This window comes from Hydrophilobacter chitinilyticus, from assembly GCF_049860745.1.
In the GTDB taxonomy this organism is placed as follows: Bacteria; Pseudomonadota; Gammaproteobacteria; order Burkholderiales; family Burkholderiaceae_C; genus Rhodoferax_B.
Genome location: NZ_CP187561.1, coordinates 2,638,683 through 2,654,528 on the forward strand (window position 1 = coordinate 2,638,683; position 15,846 = coordinate 2,654,528).

The window sequence follows — 15,846 nt, forward strand, 5'->3', positions numbered from 1 at the left end:
GGTTTGCTGCTGGGGGGCGGGGTGAAATCAGATTCAGGCCACCGACTGGTACTTGGCCGGCCGGGTGGCAAGGGCCTTGGCCACGATCCCTTCGATGAAGGCGCGCTCTTCGCCAATCAGCGGCAAGCGCGGGCGGCGCATGTGTTCCGTGCCCACACCCACCAGCAGGTCGATGAGCTTCAGGTTCTGTACCAGCTTGGTCGACACGTCGAGGTGCAACATGGGCGTCATCCACTGGTACAGCTTCAGGGCTTCGGCCCATTCGCCGGCCTTCATCAGGTCGTACAGCGCCACGGTTTCGCGGGGGAACGCGCAGCCCACACCGGCCAGCAGGCCGTCGCAGCCCAGCGCCAGGCCTTCATAGGCGAGGTCGTCCACACCCAGGAACAACTGGTAGCGGTCGCCCAGCACGTTGCGCAGGTCGGTGATGCGGCGGATGTTGTCGGTGCTTTCCTTGATGGCAACGATGTGTTCGCAGTCGGCCAGCTCCACCATGTGCTCGGGCTTCAGGTCGACGCGGTAGGCCACCGGGTTGTTGTAGACCATGATGGGTTTTTGCGCGGCGTTGGCCATGGTGCGCACGTTGAGCATGGCTTCGCGGGCATCGGCCACGTAGATCACCGACGGCATCACCATGAAGCCGGCCACACCCAGTTTGTTGGCACCATCGATGTAGCGCAGCGCTTCGCGGGTGCTGGTTTCCGAGACGTTGGCCAGCACCGGGATGCGGCCGTCGGCGGCTTCAAGCGCAATCTTGGCGACCTGCAGCTTTTCTTCCAGCGACAAGGTGCTGGCTTCGCCCAGCGAGCCGCAGGTGACCAGGCCGTGGATGCCGTTGCGGATCTGGAAATCGATGTGTTTGGCGGTGCCAGCGGCGTCGATGCTCTCGTCGGCGTTGAACTTGGTGGTGATGGCAGGGAAGATGCCTTTCCAGCGGGGATTCGTCATGAGAGTGAGCTCCTGAAAGTGAAAATGAAGACGCCTTGAGGGCCGTCGTTGTGTTCTCTGGGTAGAGGGTTATTAATATATTAAGAAGATATTTGAAATATCTTGTTGGGGTATTAAGCAGGTTGCATGCCAGATGATTTGCATGTATTTACGGCCGATTTGGGGCAGATTTGCCGCGCAGACCGCGCGTTGGCCTGTGTCCATCACCCGTTTTGGCGCAGGCGGGCACGCCCTTGAGGCGCGGTGCCGCAATTTGGGGCTAGGTTGGCAATGGTCGTGGCCAAGCCGGGTCTGGTGCTTGAGTACCAGGCCGTTCTGGAAATGCAGAGGGGCCAACTACCGGCGGCAATACCACCAGATGGTTGAATGCGTTGGGCGTTAGCCTTTTTGCGGCACGCGTTCGCGGCACACCGTCAGCACCAATTGCCGCAGCCAACGGTGCGCGGGGTCGGCCTCCAAGCGTGGGTGCCACATTTGCGAGACAGTGATCTGGTCGGTAGGCACCGGCAGTTCAAAAACGCAGGTGGCCGATTCTGCGGAGTCGGATTGGTGGCGCATGAAGGTCTGAGGCACCAGCGCCACCAGATCAGAAGACCGCGCCACGGCCAGCGCAGCGGGGAAGCTGGGCACCACGGCGACGATGTTTCTTTTCAGCCCCAAAGCCGCGAGGCCAACGTCTACCGGGCCGCTTTTGCCGCTGCGGCGTGATGCCACCACGTGGCCGAATGCCACATATTGCTCGGCGGTGACGGCCGATGCCGACGCGAGTGGGTGGCCGTGCCGTACCACGCCCAGGAAGCGGTCGCGGAACAGCGCCTGCACCCGCACTTCGGGGCCCATAACGCCCAGCACGCCGATTTCTAGGTCGGCCGTGCCTTCACGCAAATGCGCGGCCGACTTTTCCAGCTTGGGCGCAAAGCGCAAACGCACGTGCGGTGCGATGGCCGTGGCGGCAGCGATCAGCGGTGCGGCAAAGGCTTCGATGAAACCGTCGTTGGCGCGGATGGTGAAGGTGCGCTGCAGGGTGGCGAGGTCGGCCTCGGTGGTTGCGGGGCGCAGCAAGGCCCGTGCTTCGTGCAGCGCATTGGGTGTGCGTTGCCGCAGCGCTTCGGCATGGGGCGTCAATACCATGAGGCGCCCCGCGCGCACCAGCAAGGGGTCGCCCGTGGCTTCGCGCAGGCGGATCAAGGTGCGGCTCATGGCCGAAGCACTGAGGCCGAGGCGGCGGGCGGCACCGGCCACGCTGATCTCTGCCAGCAGGGCGTCAAGTGCGAGGAGCAGATTCAAATCGGGTTCGGGCATGCTTGATCGTAACGAGAACAGACCCCAAGACCTGCAACGTGGCGTTGAGCCATGGCGTTTGGTGCAGTTGATGAATGCAGGCGCAGCGCCTTCCGCCCGGTATGCCGCGTCGCTAAAGTCGCTGCACCGACGTACCACCAAGCCTTCATGCCAAACATCTTCTATTTAGTAGTAACGACCAGCCGCCCTGATGGCTGGGTACGCCCATGGGGTATTCGCTCTGGGCACAATCACGGCTTCGCTCTCTCTTTCGGGCCTGCGGTGGTCAAGCACCATGCGGGGGCCATTTTTCCATGACATCCATGACCCAAGCGTCAGCAACGGTTCCGATCCAAGACGGACTTCCCACCCCCGCGCGTTACCGCGCCATGTTTGTCATCTTGCTGGGCGTGGCCTTTTCGGTGCTGGACGGCACCATCGTCAACCTGGCCTTGCCGGGCCTGGCCGTTGACCTGCACGTGACCGATGCGCAAACCATCTGGGTGGTCAATGCCTACCAGATGGCGGTGCTGGTGGCATTGTTGCCGCTGGCCGCGCTGGGTGACCAGATTGGTTACCGGCGCGTCTACCTGTGGGGCGTGGCACTGTTCACCGTGGCGTCGCTGGGCTGTGTGGTGGCCACCTCCTTGCCGTGGCTGGTGACGGCGCGCGTGCTGCAGGGCCTGGGCTCGGCCGGCATCATGGCGGTGAATGCCGCGCTAGTGCGGCTGACTTACCCCAAAGATCTGTTTGGGCGCGGCGTGGCATTCAACTCGATGGTCGTGGCCTCTACTTCGGTCGCCGGGCCTACCGTGGCTGCCGCGATTTTGTCGGTGGCCTCCTGGCCTTGGCTGTTTGTGATCAACATTCCCCTGGGCTTGCTGGTGTGGTGGCTGGGACGTTCGGCGCTGCCGTACAACCATGCGGGGCGCGCTTCTGCCGCGCGTTTGGCGCCGTTGGACGTGGCTCTCAACGCGCTGATGTTCGGCCTAGTGTTCATGGGCGCCGACGCACTGGGTACAGGCGCGGCCGACGGCAAGCCGTTGATGGAACTCACTGGCGGCATCTGCATGCTGGTGGTCGGCGTAGTGGTCGGCTTCTTTTACGTACGCCGTCAAATGCGCCAGGTTGTGCCGCTGTTGCCGCTTGATCTGCTGCGTATTCCGGTGTTCGCCTTGTCGATGTGCACATCGGTCAGCGCGTTCACGGCGCAAACGCTGGCCTACATCGCGCTGCCGTTCATGCTGTTGAATGGCTTGGGGCGGTCGCATTTGGCTGCGGGTGCGCTCATCACCGCCTGGCCGATGGCCATCGTAGTGGTGGCGCCCATCATCGGCCGCTTGATCGGCAAAATCCCCGACGGCTTGCTCGGCGGCATTGGCCTGGGCCTGTTGGCCGTGGGCTTGGCGATGCTGGCGATGTTGCCCGCGCAGCCCAGCGACGTGGAAATCGCAGCCTGGCTGGCCTTGTGCGGCGTGGGTTTTGCGGTGTTTCAGTCGCCGAACAACCACACCATTTTGACCTCGCCGCCACCCAACCGTGGCGGTGCCGCCAGCGGCATGCTGGGCACGGCGCGGCTCACCGGGCAAACCCTGGGCGCGGTGTTGATCGCGGTGATCTTCAGCATCTGGAGCGCCCACGACGGTGCTGGTGTACAGGTGGCGCTGGGCTTGGCGGCGGCCTTTGCGGCGGTGGCGGGTGTGTTCAGTTCGTTGCGTTTACGACATACGACGCCACACTAAAGCTCACTTAATAGGGCAGCGCTGAACCGCTCCCAGAAAATTTATAATCGGCGGTTCAGCAAAACCAAAGCCAAGCAGCCCACACCGCTGCTGGCCCCGGCCCACGGCTCCCAACATTGCGCACCATGACCACTCCAAAGCTTTCCGTCGCAGACATCCGCAAGACCTTTCTCGACTTCTTTGCCTCCAAAGGGCACACCGTGGTGCCGAGCAGCTCGCTGGTGCCGGGCAACGACCCAACCCTGATGTTCACCAACTCGGGCATGGTGCAGTTCAAGGACGTGTTCCTGGGCACGGACAAGCGCTCTTACGTGCGGGCCGCCTCGGTGCAAGCTTGCTTGCGCGCCGGTGGCAAACACAACGACCTGGAAAACGTCGGCTACACCGCACGCCACCACACGTTTTTTGAAATGCTCGGCAACTGGAGCTTCGGCGACTACTTCAAGAAGGAGAGTCTGAACTGGGCTTGGGAGTTGTTGACCACCGTTTACAAACTCCCTGCCGACAAGCTGTATGCCACGGTCTACCAGGAAGACGACGAGGCCTACGCCATCTGGGAAGACATTTTTGTCAAGTCCGGCTGGACGCCCGAACGTGTGAAGCAAGAGGGACGCATCATCCGCATCGGCGACAACAAGGGCGGCCGCTACAAGAGCGACAACTTCTGGATGATGGCCGACACCGGCCCTTGCGGCCCGTGCTCCGAGATCTTCTATGACCACGGCGACCACATTCCCGGCGGCCCTCCGGGCAGCCCCGATGAAGACGGCGACCGTTTCATCGAGATCTGGAACAACGTGTTCATGCAGTTCAACATGGCCGAAGACGGCTCTGTGACGCCACTGCCCGCACCTTGCGTGGACACCGGCATGGGCCTGGAGCGCCTGGCTGCCATCTTGCAGCACGTGCACAGCAACTACGAAATCGACATCTTCGACGCGCTGATCAAAGCCGCTGCGCGCGAAACCGGCACGCAGGATTTGAACCAAAAGAGCCTGCGCGTGATTGCCGACCACATCCGCGCCACCTCGTTCCTGGTGGCCGATGGCGTCATCCCGAGCAACGAAGGCCGTGGCTACGTGCAGCGCCGCATCATCCGCCGTGCCATCCGCCACGGTTACCTGCTGGGCTGCAAGAAGCCGTTCTTCCACAAGCTGGTGCCCGACCTGGTGGCCTTGATGGGCGACGCTTACCCCAAGCTGCGCGCCGACGAGCAGCGCATCACCGAAGTGCTGAAGACCGAAGAAGAGCGCTTCTTTGAAACGCTGGCCAACGGCATGGGCATTTTGGATGCGGCACTGGCCAACGGCGTGACCGTGTTGCCCGGTGAAGTGGCTTTCAAGCTGCACGACACCTACGGCTTCCCGCTCGACCTCTCGGCCGACGTGTGCCGCGAGCGCGGTGTGACGGTGGACGAAGTTGGCTTTGCAGCCGCCATGGAAAATCAGAAAGCCATGGGCCGTGCGGCCGGCAAGTTCAAGATGGACAAGGCGCTGGAATACACCGGCGACAGCAACGTGTTCACCGGCTACGACGGTTTGCAATCGGCCGCGAAAGTGGTCGCGCTGTACGTCGACGGCACCAGCGTCAACGAATTGAAGACCGGCCAAACCGGAACCGTGGTGCTGGACACCACACCGTTCTACGCCGAGTCTGGCGGCCAAGTCGGCGACGAAGGCCGCCTGACGGCTGCTGGCGTGCGCTTCGACGTGGGCGACACACAGAAAATCAAGGCCGACGTGTTTGGCCACCAAGGCACGCTGGCCGAGGGCTCGCTGAAGGTGGGCGACAGCGTGACCGCTGAAGTCAACACCGCCGTGCGCGCCGCCACCGTGCGCAACCACTCTGCCACACACTTGATGCACAAGGCCTTGCGCGAAGTGCTGGGCAGCCACGTGCAGCAAAAGGGCTCGCTGGTGAACGCCGAGCGCACGCGTTTCGACTTTGCGCATGGCGCACCGGTCACCGACGCGCAGATCCGCCAGATCGAAGACATCGTCAACGCCGAAATCCTGAAGAACGAGCCCACCCAGGCGCGCATCATGGACATCGAATCGGCCCAGAAGACCGGCGCGATGATGCTGTTTGGCGAGAAGTACGGCGAAACCGTGCGTGTGCTCGACATCGGCTCCAGCCGCGAATTGTGCGGCGGCACCCACGTGCAGCGCACCGGCGACATCGGTTTGTTCAAGGTGGTGGGCGAGGGCGGTATTGCCGCCGGCGTGCGCCGTATTGAAGCCATCACCGGTTTGAACGCTTTGGCCTATCTGCAGGAAACCGAAGCCACCGTGGCGCAGGCGGCGGCCAGCTTCAAGGCACCTGTGGCTGAACTGCAATCGCGTATTGCCCAAGCCCTGGACAACGCCAAGGCGCTGGAAAAAGAAGTTGCCACGCTGAAGAGCAAGCTGGCCGCTAACCAAGGCGCTGAGTTGGTGCAAAAGGCGGTGGAAGTCGGCGGCATCAAGCTGCTGGCGGCGCAACTCGATGGCGCCGATGCCAAGACCTTGCGCGACACCCTGACGCAGTTGCGTGACAAGCTCCAGCCCTCCGTGGTGGTGCTGGCGGCTGTGGACGGCGACAAGGTGCAGATCGCTGTGGGCGTGAGCAAGGAAACCACGGCCAAGGTCAAGGCCGGTGAACTGGTCAACTTCGTCGCCCAGCAAGTGGGCGGCAAGGGCGGCGGCAAGCCCGATATGGCCATGGCCGGCGGCACCAACCCTGCCGCGTTGCCAGCGGCGTTGGCATCCGTTCAGGCTTGGGTGCAGCAGCAACTCGGCGCTTGATTCGGCACGGCTGAGCGGCCTTCGTTTCGCTCAACCCAAACCCCGGTCGCGGACTCCGCAGCCGGGGTTTTTGCTTTTCGGCGGGGCCTCAACTGCTGGTTGGGGTGGTTGTATATGCGCCTGCGCGCGCGTTTGGCGCGTGTAGTGGATTGGCAATTGCGTATTAATTTGCATTTGCCGAAGCGCCAAAGACAAGCGCTTTAAAAAGCGCAAATCTTGTGAAATATGCAACGCGGCTCTGCTGTTGCTCAAGGCCAAATAGCGCCTGCGTTGCACCTGCCAACGCCATTCTGGGCCTTCTGAATGCCGTGTCTAGCGGTCTATGGCCCAGCCAAGAGTAGCGACAAAAAGAGCGAGGGAAGCATGACAACAGACAAACAAATTCAACCCGCCGGCTCGGCCGAGATCGTGGCTGGCTCTGTACCGCCATTGGGGCCCGGTCATAAACCGATCGGTCTTTCAGAATACTTCGATCGCAGCGGCATGTTATGGATCGTTTTGTGCGTGGCTTTGGCTGTTGGTGCTGGACATCTGATCCCGCGCATCGATGGCCTGCTGCGCTCGCCTACGCAGGCCGAGCGCCAACGGCTCGACTTGTCGCGCACACAGGCGCCCGCCGTTTCGGGCGCTACGCCTTCGAACGTGGTGTCAAACGCCATCAATGGTCAACAACCGTCCGGGGCCGCGATTTCTGCCACTGGCCCGCAGAAGGTCTGGTGATGCAAACATCCATGTTAGGTCAGCGTTACTTTGGAGTGCCCAGCGTTTTGATGCAAGGTCGGCGTGCCACCGACGCATTGGGTGCCTCCAGCAGCTACGGCGGAGGTCAGTACAGCAGCTTTGGTGCACCGCTGGCACCGCGCGCATCGCCGCCCGAGCCGGATGGTGTGGTTCGGGTGCTGATTGTCGACACACCCGGGCCTGCGCTGGACCGATTGGTCGGTGTGGTGCGGTCTTACGCCGGTTTTCAGCTACTTCCGCCAGTGGTCTACGGTATGAAGTACCACACGGAGCTTGCCAACGAAGTGAAGCACCAATCGCCCGATGTATTGGTGATGGATACGGGTGTTGGCGATGCGGATACGGCCGCATTGATTCAGGCCTGCCGTGCCGCTTCGCCTCAAACCGAAATCTTGCTGCGCACCCATGTTGGCAATGATGAACATGTGCTGGCGTGTATCGAGGCTGGTGCTTCAGGCTATTTCTTCAAAGATGCGGCAGCCGAATGGATCGTCGCGTGTGTGCTGGCCTTACGCGGTGGCGGTGCACTCATCAGCCCCGGTATTGCACGCAGGGTGTTGTCGCGGTTTCCGCTGGCCGCATCGGGCGAATACTTGGCTGTGGACGGGACAGTGTTGACGGATCAGCAAGTGGATGTGTTGCGACTGGTGGCTTGCGGCACTGGTCTGCATGAAATCTCGGACGTGCTGGCGTTGCCTACGCAGCAGGTTCTGGTGCAAATCAAAAGTGTGTACCGCGTGCTGGCCAGCATGCACTTGGTTTGACAGGTGCGGGTCACGCGTCCGGCAGCATCAACCGGCGGGTGCTCTCAAAATACCGCTGCTGACCAGTCACCGGATCAGTAAAACGAACTGACCTCGCCAGCAGTTGCAACGGTTGTTCCATGTCTTCGGGGCTGTTATCCACTACGGGATAAAAACGATCGTGGCGGATCGGTGCCCCAATGGCCGCCATGTGCACACGTAGCTGGTGGCGCTTGCCGGTGTGGGGCGCCAAACCATAGCGCGCCCAGGCACCGCGACGTTCCAATACCCGTATCTGGGTTTCGGAATTTGTCTCCCCGTCAACCTCGCACAAGCGAAAAAACGGCTCGCCTTGCGCCATGCAACTGCGGTGCAGCCGGGGGAACACCAGTTCCGGGCGGGCCGGCGCTATGGCTTCGTAGAGTTTGGTGACCAAGCGGTCGCGAAACAGACCGTGGTACGCGTTGCGGTCTTCCGGGCGGATGGCGAAGAGGGTGATGCCGGCCGTTTCACGGTCCAGCCGGTGCAGCGGCGCCAGGGTGTCGATGCCGAGTTGCTGCTTGAGTTTGACCAGCAAAGTCTGGGTGACGTACTGACCACCGGGTACCGTGGGGAGGAAGTGGGGTTTGTCGGCCACCAGCAAATGTTTGTCCTGGAACAGGATCGTCGCCTCTGCCTGGATGGGCGTTTCAGCCGGCACATCGCGGTAGTAAAACAGCCGTGTTTGCGCTTGGTAGAGCGCCGTGGGGGCAATGGCATGGCCTTCGAGATCGACGACCAAGCCTTTGCGCATGCGTTGCAGCCACTCGTTTAAAGGAATTGCTGGAAACCGCTCCGCCAGAAAGGCCGCAATGGTCGTCCAAGGACCATCGGGCAAGCCGACCAGGCTGGGGCCGACGCCGTTACGAACCGGGGGCAGGCGCAACGCGGATGCGGGCGCCCCAGAGCGCGTCACGTGCGGCGGAACACCACGTCCCATACGCCGTGACCCAGCCGAATGCCGCGGCTTTCGAACTTGGTGAGTGGGCGATACGGCGGCTTGTTGGCGTAGCCTGAGGCGTCGTGCGAAGTGTTCTTCAAGCGCGGCTCAGCGCCCAGTACTTCCAGCATTTGCACGGCGTAGGGTTCCCAATCGGTGGCGCAATGCAGGTAGCCGCCGATCTTCAGGCGGGCGGCAAGTTTGGCGACCAGCGCGGGTTGCACCAGGCGACGCTTGTTGTGGCGTTTTTTGTGCCACGGGTCGGGAAAGAAGATGTGCACGCCTTCAATCGAGCCTTCGGGCAGCATGTTGTCGATGACTTCCACCGCGTCGTGCGCCAGGATGCGGATGTTGCCGATGTTTTGTTCACCGATGCGTTTGAGCAATGACCCCACACCCGGTTCGTGCACTTCGCAGCACAGGAAGTTGGTGTCTGGCAATACCCTGGCGATGTGCGCCGTGGCCTCGCCCATGCCGAAGCCGATTTCCAGCACGGTAGGGGCTTTGCGGCCAAAGGCTGCGGTCAGGTCCAGCGGCCGCGCCGCGTAAGGCAGTACAAAACGCGGGCCCAATTCCTCGGTCGCTTTGGCCTGGCCAACCGTGGTGCGGCCGGCGCGGCGCACAAAGCTCTTGATGGTCTTGGGGAAGGGCACATCTGCGGGCGCGGCTGATGCAGCGGCGTCGGGGCTGGTGGCGGGGACGACTGGGTCGACGGCGTCGAGGGGAGAGGAAGTTGGGGCGTTCACGGGGCCAGATTGTAAGTACCCTGCCACGCCTTTACCCATGTGGCCCGCTTTTCTTCCGGGGTACCTGTCGCGGACGGCAACCGAAGAGCGGCTGCGGCGGCGTCCAGCGCCGCATCGGGCGCTTGCATGTCGAAAGCTTGTGCGCCGTTTTGCTTGGAGAGTTTTTCGCCATTGGCGCCCAGCACCAAAGAGGTGTGCAGGTAATTGGGCGTGGGTAGGTTCAGCGCCTGCTGCAGCAAGATCTGGCGTGGCGTGTTGTCGGCCAGGTCTTCACCGCGCACCACGTGGGTGATGCCTTGGGCCGCGTCGTCGACCACCACGGCGAGCTGGTAGGCCCACAAGCCATCGGCGCGGCGCAGAACGAAGTCGCCCACTTCCTGGGCTACGTTTTGGCGTTGGGAGCCGAGGCGGCGGTCTTGCCACTGCAAGATGCTGTGTGCTACTGAAACCGTAGCTTCTTGCGCTTTACCCGTATGCGTAAAGAGCCATTTTTGTTCAGAGGCTTCAACGTTCAATCGCCATGCTCGCGCAGGCTTGCCGTTGAGCCCGTGGCGGCAGGTGCCGGGGTAGACAAGTTCGCCGTGGCGCGTGGGTGCTTGACCAGCTTCGGCAGCGGCCTGGGCAATTTCTTTGCGCGAACAGCCGCAGGGGTAGACCAGCTTTTTGTCAATCAACCGATCCAGCGCTTGCTGGTAGAGCGCGCCGCGCTGCGATTGCCACACCGGCTCGGCATCGGGTACCAAGCCGCAGGCGGCGAGCTGCTGCAGGATGAACCGATCCATGCCGACTTGGCAGCGCGGCGTATCCACGTCTTCGATGCGCACCAGCCATTGGCCGCCTTGGGCGCGGGCGTCGAGCCAACTGGCCAGGGCCGCGACCAGCGACCCGGCGTGTAGGGGGCCGGTGGGTGACGGCGCGAAGCGGCCGATGTATTGGCCAATGTATCGACCGTCCCCCGAACTCATGCCACGCTGAGCGCCAACTCCAAGCCAGAGATGAACGCGTCTTCTACACGGTGCCCCAGGCACCAGTCGCCTGCCAAGCCCAAGCCAGCCTTGGCATCCCACAGGTGGCTGCGGCCCAAGGGTTTGATGGTTTGTGCCGAGCCCCAGCAATGCACCGTGGCCATGGCGGGTTCGGCACGGATGCCGGTCACTTCGGCAAAGGCTTTGAGCAGCTTGGCCTGTACACGCGGAATGTCGTCGTCCAAATGCTCATGCGACCAGGCGGCGCTGGCTTGCACCGTCCAACGTTCCACGCCGCCACGGCGCGGCTTGGACGATTCGCGGGCCAGCCAGGCGATGCGGTGATGGTTGCTGCGCGCGGCGTTCCATTGCGGGCCCAGGTGGCTCATGTTGGGTTGGCTGGCCTGTGGGTAGGCCAACAACAGTGTCCAGCACGGGCCGACGCGCACGTCTTCCAGGGCCTTGGTAAATTTCGGGTGGGCGGCGTCGTCGAACAACAGGCGCTGTGCCTGCGAGGCGGTGGTGGCCAGCAGCACCTGGTCGAATCCGGAGAACACATGTTCTGCGTCTGGTGCGCCGGGCGTGCCGTGGGTGCGTAGCTGCCATTGCTTGGGCGCCATGCGGTCGCGCTCAATGCCGACGATGCGGGTTTGCAGTTCGATCTGTTGCTGGCTCACAAACGGTTGAGCCCAGTGTTCGACCAAGGCATTCATGCCGGGCGTGGGCACCCAGTGGGGTTCGCGGCCGGGCAGGGCGGCGGAGGCCACGCGGCCAAAGGAGTCAAGCACGCGCACGAGGTTGGCGCTCCACGGGCGGCATATGTGCTGGGCAGTGGCCTGCAGCGCCAGCAGAAAACGCGGGTCGCGCACGGTGAAGTATTGCGCGCCGTAGTCGAAGGTACCGAAGGGGGTGTCGGTGGTGGCCATCCGCCCGCCCACCATTTCATTTTTATCAAACACGGTCACGTGGTGGCCCGCCTGCTGCAAAGTCCGGGCGCAGGCGATGCCGGCAATACCAGCACCGATGACGGCAATGCGTCGAGGAGGTTTGGCTTTCGGTTTGGATGTTTTCATATCGGTTGCCATGGTTGAGTGTCAGAACGTTGTGACTTCGGTTGTCTTTGTCTCAGCTCCGTGTGGCCATCACCTCGTCTGTTTTAAACCGATGGCCACAGCACCCACTCTACACGCTGCGCGAGGGCGTTTTGCAAAAAAGCGGCAGGGTGTCATCGGATTGACTTGGAACTTGTGGGTCAATTAATCAGGTCGCCATCCATTGGCTTACAACTTCCTAATCCCACTGCTGGCCCTGGCGCTCCAGCAAGGCGTGGCGCGTTGGCGCGCTTTCCAATTGCTGCAGCCACCACTTCAAGGCCCGGCCTTGTGTGCCTTTGGCGGGTGTGCGCCAGGCGTAGTGCAAACGCACGATGCGCTCGGGGCGTTCCACCGCTTTGGTCACCAGGTGGCCGGCGTCCAGATAGGGCCGCACCAGGCTCTCGGGCAAAAAGCCCACGCCCAGGCCGCGCAACTGCGCCTCTAGCTTGGCGCGGATGCTGGGCACGGTGAACACGTCTTGGCCGGCCAGCAGGCCGTAGGTCAGGCCGCCGCCGCGTTGCACGCTGTCGGCCACTGCCACGGCTCGGTGTTGGCCGATGACGGCGTCGGGAATCGGCTCGACTGCCTTGGCCAGCGGGTGGTGCGGGGCGGTCACAAAGATGAAACGCATCTCGCCCAGCAAACGGGCTTCGATTTGCAGGCCGGCAGCGACTTCCATGGCCACACCAATCGACAGGTCGGCGTGGCCTGAGGTCAGCGCCTCCAGCGTGCCGGAGAGGATTTCTTCGCGCAGGCGTATGCGCGTGGGCGGGTTCAGGGCGTAGAAGGCTTCACACAGCTCCATCATCGTGGCATGCGAGACGGCGCTGTCCACCGCCAGCGTGAGCTGCGGCTCCCAGCCCGTGGCCACGCGTTTGACGCGGTTGGCCACGGCGTCCACGTCGTCCAGCAGGCGGCGGCCTTCGCGCAGCAACTCGGTGCCGGCCTCGGTGACCTTGGCTTGGCGCGAGCTGCGGTCGAACAGCAGCACGTCCAGCGCGTCTTCGATCTGGCGCACGCGGTAGGTCAGCGCGCTGGGCACCATGTTGAGTGCGCGGGCGGCACCGGCAAAGCTGCCGGCATCGGCAATCGCGACCAGCATGGCCAGGGCTTCGGGGGTGAGGACTTCACGCGGACTTTGCATCGACAGCTTCTGATCGTTCAAATAATTTGAATGATGCCATCAAACACGCTGTATCGCAGAACCCGGCCAGAGGCCTAAAGTTCAGGTCATGGATTCACCCGATGAGTCCACAACCAGGGCACCAGATGGTGCCCGAACCTAGACAGGAGTTTGTGATGCTGACACTTCGTAAATCTCAAGACCGCGGCCATGCTGATCACGGTTGGCTGAAGTCACAACACAGTTTTTCTTTCGCTGGCTACTACGACCCAGAACACATGGGCTGGGGCAACCTGCGCGTGATCAATGAAGACCGCATTGCCCCCGGCACCGGCTTTGGCGCCCACGGCCACCGCGACATGGAAATCATCAGCTACGTGCTGGAAGGTGAACTGGCCCACCAGGACACCATGGGCAACGTGAAGGCGATTCCACCGGGTGACGTGCAACGCATGAGCGCTGGCAGTGGCGTGCGCCACAGCGAGTTCAACCATGCACCTGATGCGACTACGCACTTTCTGCAAATCTGGATTGAACCCAATGTGACCGGCATCCCCGCCAGCTACGAGCAAAAGACGTTTGCCGCGAATGAGAAGCGAGGTGCCCTGCGTCTCGTGGCCTCGCCAGACGGCGCCAATGGTTCGGTGAAGGTGAATGCCGATGCCGCCATGTACGCCGGTTTGTTTGACGGTGACGAATCGACCACGATCGAGTTGAACCCGGAACGCAAAGGCTACGTGCACCTGGTGCGCGGAGCGCTGCAAGTCAATGGCGAAAGCCTGACGGCCGGCGACGCAGTGTTGCTCGACGGCGAGAAGTCTTTGTCGCTCAGCGGCGGCAAAGATGCCGAAGTACTGGTGTTTGATTTGGCTGCTTGAGTCGGTCGGATCGCTTGGTCATTGAACCAAGCCGTTGAGCGGTTGAGACCAACCGTTCATACCCCCTAGGGGTGGTGTCGGGAACTCGTTCCTTGTGCACCATCTCCATGGCGGGGTGTTTCCAAGAGTTGCGTTTTCTTTAGTTGTTTGTTTAATTTTTTAGGAAAAAATCATCATGTTGAATTCTCTGCAAAACCCTCTGGCCTTGGTTGGCCGTCTGCTGTTGGCCGTGTTGTTCCTGCCCGCAGGCATCGGCAAACTCACGGGCTTTGAAGGCACTGTGGGCTACATCGCTTCCAAGGGTTTGCCAATGCCATCGGCCGGTGCCGCCATCGCGCTGGTGGTCGAAATTTTGGGTGGCCTGGCTTTGATCTTCGGCTTCCAGACGCGCATCGCTGCGTTGGTATTGGCTGTGTTCACCCTGGCTGCCAGCGTGTTCTTTCACAACTACTGGGGTGTGCCTGCTGAGCAAGCCATGGTGCAACAGTTGATGTTCTTCAAGAACATCGCAGTGACCGGTGGCTTGTTGGTGTTGGCTGCGTTTGGTGCTGGTGGCTTCAGCCTGGACGCACGTCGCGGCAACTAAGCTTTCAGCTTTTGAGATCGAGGGCCGGCGGTAAGCGTGCGGCCCTTTCTTTTGGGTGATGCATCAGGATTTGACCGCATCCATACTTGTGATTTGAACTGAAAAGGGAGATTGAGAAATGTCTAAAGTTGTCGTTGTCTACCACTCGGGCTACGGCCATACCCAACGCATGGCACAAGCCGTGGCCGAAGGCGCTGGCGCCGAGCTGCTGGCCATTGATGCCGAAGGCCAACTGCCTGAAGGCGGCTGGGAGACTCTGGCTGCGGCTGATGCCATTTTGTTCGGTTCGCCCACCTACATGGGCAACGTGAGCTGGCAGTTCAAGCGCTTCGCTGATGCGTCCAGCAAGGTCTGGTTCACACAAGGCTGGAAGAACAAAATCGCTGGCGGCTTCACCAACAGCGCCAGCCCTTTTGGCGACAAGCAGAACTCGCTGCAAACCATGAACACGCTGGCCATGCAACACGGCATGTTGTGGGTGGGCTTGGGTTTGATGCCTAGCAACACCAAGGCTGCCGTGCGCAACGACCCGAACGCGCTGGGCGCATCCTTGGGTGCCATGGCGCAGTCACCATCGGACGCCAGCGCGGCCGAGATGTTCCCTGGCGAGTTGGAAGTGGCGCGCGGTTACGGCGCACGTGTGGCCGAGATGGCCGCTCGTTTTGCTGCGAAGTAAGCTAGGCTCTTTGCCAATGGCGCCCGAATCGACTGCAAAGCAGATTCGGGCGTTTGATTCCGTGTTCCGAAGTCCGCGTTGAAGGGATTCCGTATGTCGATAGAACTCAGTCTTGCACGCAACGTCCTCCCTGCCCAGGCCAATAGTGCCTTGGCCCAGACCGTCAAAATCGACCTGCACCAGTTGCTGGCCGATGTGAGCGTGGCCGAAGGCGGCAACGACGCTGGCCCCAGCCCGCACGACTTTTACGATACCGCTTTGGCCAGTTGCAAAGCGCTGACCGTGATGTGGTACGCCCGCAAGGCCGGCATCCCGGTGGACGACATCCAGACCGTGGTGACGCGCGACAACAGCAAAGAGCGCGAAGGTGTTTACCGTTTGTCTGCCACGCTGCAGATCAAGGGTGACCTGACCGACGTGCAATTGCAAAAGCTGCAAGCCGTGGCCGAGAAATGCCCTGTGCACAAACTTATGACGGCCGTGACCACCGAAATCGAAACGCATGTTGAGCGGCTGGTTTAAGGCCGCGCCTGCGCTAAGCTCACCGTTTGATTTTTAATT

At 61.9% G+C, this 15,846-nt stretch carries 15 protein-coding genes; 8 read left to right on the forward strand and 7 right to left on the reverse strand.

Going from position 1 to position 15,846, the window contains the following annotated elements:
• Positions 1–33: 33 nt before the first annotated feature.
• Together ACPWMG_RS11715 and ACPWMG_RS11720 are read right to left on the reverse strand one after the other, a co-directional pair.
• Positions 34–948 (reverse strand): dihydrodipicolinate synthase family protein, encoded by a 915-nt coding sequence (locus tag ACPWMG_RS11715; RefSeq protein ID WP_483304811.1) that lies wholly within the window; start codon positions 946–948, stop codon positions 34–36.
• 378 nt (positions 949–1,326) lie between these two features.
• The gene (locus ACPWMG_RS11720) at positions 1,327–2,250 is read right to left on the reverse strand and encodes a LysR family transcriptional regulator (RefSeq protein WP_483304812.1); all 924 of its coding nucleotides are present in this window, start codon (positions 2,248–2,250) and stop codon (positions 1,327–1,329) included.
• A gap of 293 nt (positions 2,251–2,543) precedes the next feature.
• Between ACPWMG_RS11720 and ACPWMG_RS11725 the strand changes: the two genes are divergently transcribed.
• The 4 genes from ACPWMG_RS11725 to ACPWMG_RS11740 all read left to right on the forward strand — a co-directional run bounded on the left by ACPWMG_RS11725 (position 2,544) and on the right by ACPWMG_RS11740 (position 8,259).
• Positions 2,544–3,971: an MFS transporter gene (locus tag ACPWMG_RS11725; RefSeq protein WP_483304813.1), complete on the forward strand. Its 1,428-nt coding sequence runs from the start codon at positions 2,544–2,546 to the stop codon at positions 3,969–3,971.
• Positions 3,972–4,096: 125 nt separating this feature from the next.
• The gene (alaS, locus tag ACPWMG_RS11730; protein WP_483304814.1) at positions 4,097–6,754 is read left to right on the forward strand and encodes an alanine--tRNA ligase; all 2,658 of its coding nucleotides are present in this window, start codon (positions 4,097–4,099) and stop codon (positions 6,752–6,754) included.
• Between the two features lie 363 nt (positions 6,755–7,117).
• A complete protein-coding gene (locus ACPWMG_RS11735) occupies positions 7,118–7,474 on the forward strand; it encodes a hypothetical protein (RefSeq protein WP_483304815.1) in 357 nt (118 codons plus the stop codon).
• Entirely contained in the window at positions 7,474–8,259 is a 786-nt protein-coding gene (locus tag ACPWMG_RS11740) for a response regulator (RefSeq protein ID WP_483304816.1), read from the forward strand. Before ACPWMG_RS11735 ends, ACPWMG_RS11740 begins: the two co-directional genes overlap by 1 nt.
• A gap of 10 nt (positions 8,260–8,269) precedes the next feature.
• Here ACPWMG_RS11740 and ACPWMG_RS11745 read toward each other — a convergent pair whose 3' ends face one another.
• The 5 genes from ACPWMG_RS11745 to ACPWMG_RS11765 all read right to left on the reverse strand — a co-directional run bounded on the left by ACPWMG_RS11745 (position 8,270) and on the right by ACPWMG_RS11765 (position 13,166).
• Complete coding sequence (locus ACPWMG_RS11745; protein ID WP_483304817.1) at positions 8,270–9,217, reverse strand: pseudouridine synthase; 948 nt, start codon at positions 9,215–9,217, stop codon at positions 8,270–8,272.
• The gene (trmB, locus tag ACPWMG_RS11750) at positions 9,190–10,002 is read right to left on the reverse strand and encodes a tRNA (guanosine(46)-N7)-methyltransferase TrmB (protein ID WP_483304818.1); all 813 of its coding nucleotides are present in this window, start codon (positions 10,000–10,002) and stop codon (positions 9,190–9,192) included. Before trmB ends, ACPWMG_RS11745 begins: the two co-directional genes overlap by 28 nt.
• Entirely contained in the window at positions 9,960–10,928 is a 969-nt protein-coding gene (gluQRS, locus tag ACPWMG_RS11755) for a tRNA glutamyl-Q(34) synthetase GluQRS (protein ID WP_483304819.1), read from the reverse strand. The genes trmB and gluQRS overlap by 43 nt, the downstream gene beginning before the upstream one ends.
• A complete protein-coding gene (locus tag ACPWMG_RS11760; protein ID WP_483304820.1) occupies positions 10,925–12,001 on the reverse strand; it encodes an NAD(P)/FAD-dependent oxidoreductase in 1,077 nt (358 codons plus the stop codon). The genes gluQRS and ACPWMG_RS11760 overlap by 4 nt, the downstream gene beginning before the upstream one ends.
• Before the next feature lie 217 nt (positions 12,002–12,218).
• Positions 12,219–13,166: a LysR family transcriptional regulator gene (locus ACPWMG_RS11765; protein ID WP_483304821.1), complete on the reverse strand. Its 948-nt coding sequence runs from the start codon at positions 13,164–13,166 to the stop codon at positions 12,219–12,221.
• 155 nt (positions 13,167–13,321) lie between these two features.
• On the opposite strand from ACPWMG_RS11765, the gene ACPWMG_RS11770 reads away from it, so the two are divergent.
• The 4 genes from ACPWMG_RS11770 to ACPWMG_RS11785 all read left to right on the forward strand — a co-directional run bounded on the left by ACPWMG_RS11770 (position 13,322) and on the right by ACPWMG_RS11785 (position 15,807).
• A complete protein-coding gene (locus ACPWMG_RS11770; protein ID WP_483304822.1) occupies positions 13,322–14,023 on the forward strand; it encodes a pirin family protein in 702 nt (233 codons plus the stop codon).
• Between the two features lie 175 nt (positions 14,024–14,198).
• Positions 14,199–14,609 carry a DoxX family protein gene (locus tag ACPWMG_RS11775; protein WP_483304823.1) on the forward strand — a complete coding sequence of 137 codons (411 nt, stop codon included), beginning with the start codon at positions 14,199–14,201 and terminating at the stop codon, positions 14,607–14,609.
• A gap of 118 nt (positions 14,610–14,727) precedes the next feature.
• Positions 14,728–15,285: a flavodoxin family protein gene (locus tag ACPWMG_RS11780; protein ID WP_483304824.1), complete on the forward strand. Its 558-nt coding sequence runs from the start codon at positions 14,728–14,730 to the stop codon at positions 15,283–15,285.
• 93 nt (positions 15,286–15,378) lie between these two features.
• A complete protein-coding gene (locus tag ACPWMG_RS11785; RefSeq protein ID WP_483304825.1) occupies positions 15,379–15,807 on the forward strand; it encodes an OsmC family protein in 429 nt (142 codons plus the stop codon).
• The last annotated feature ends 39 nt before the right edge of the window (positions 15,808–15,846 follow it).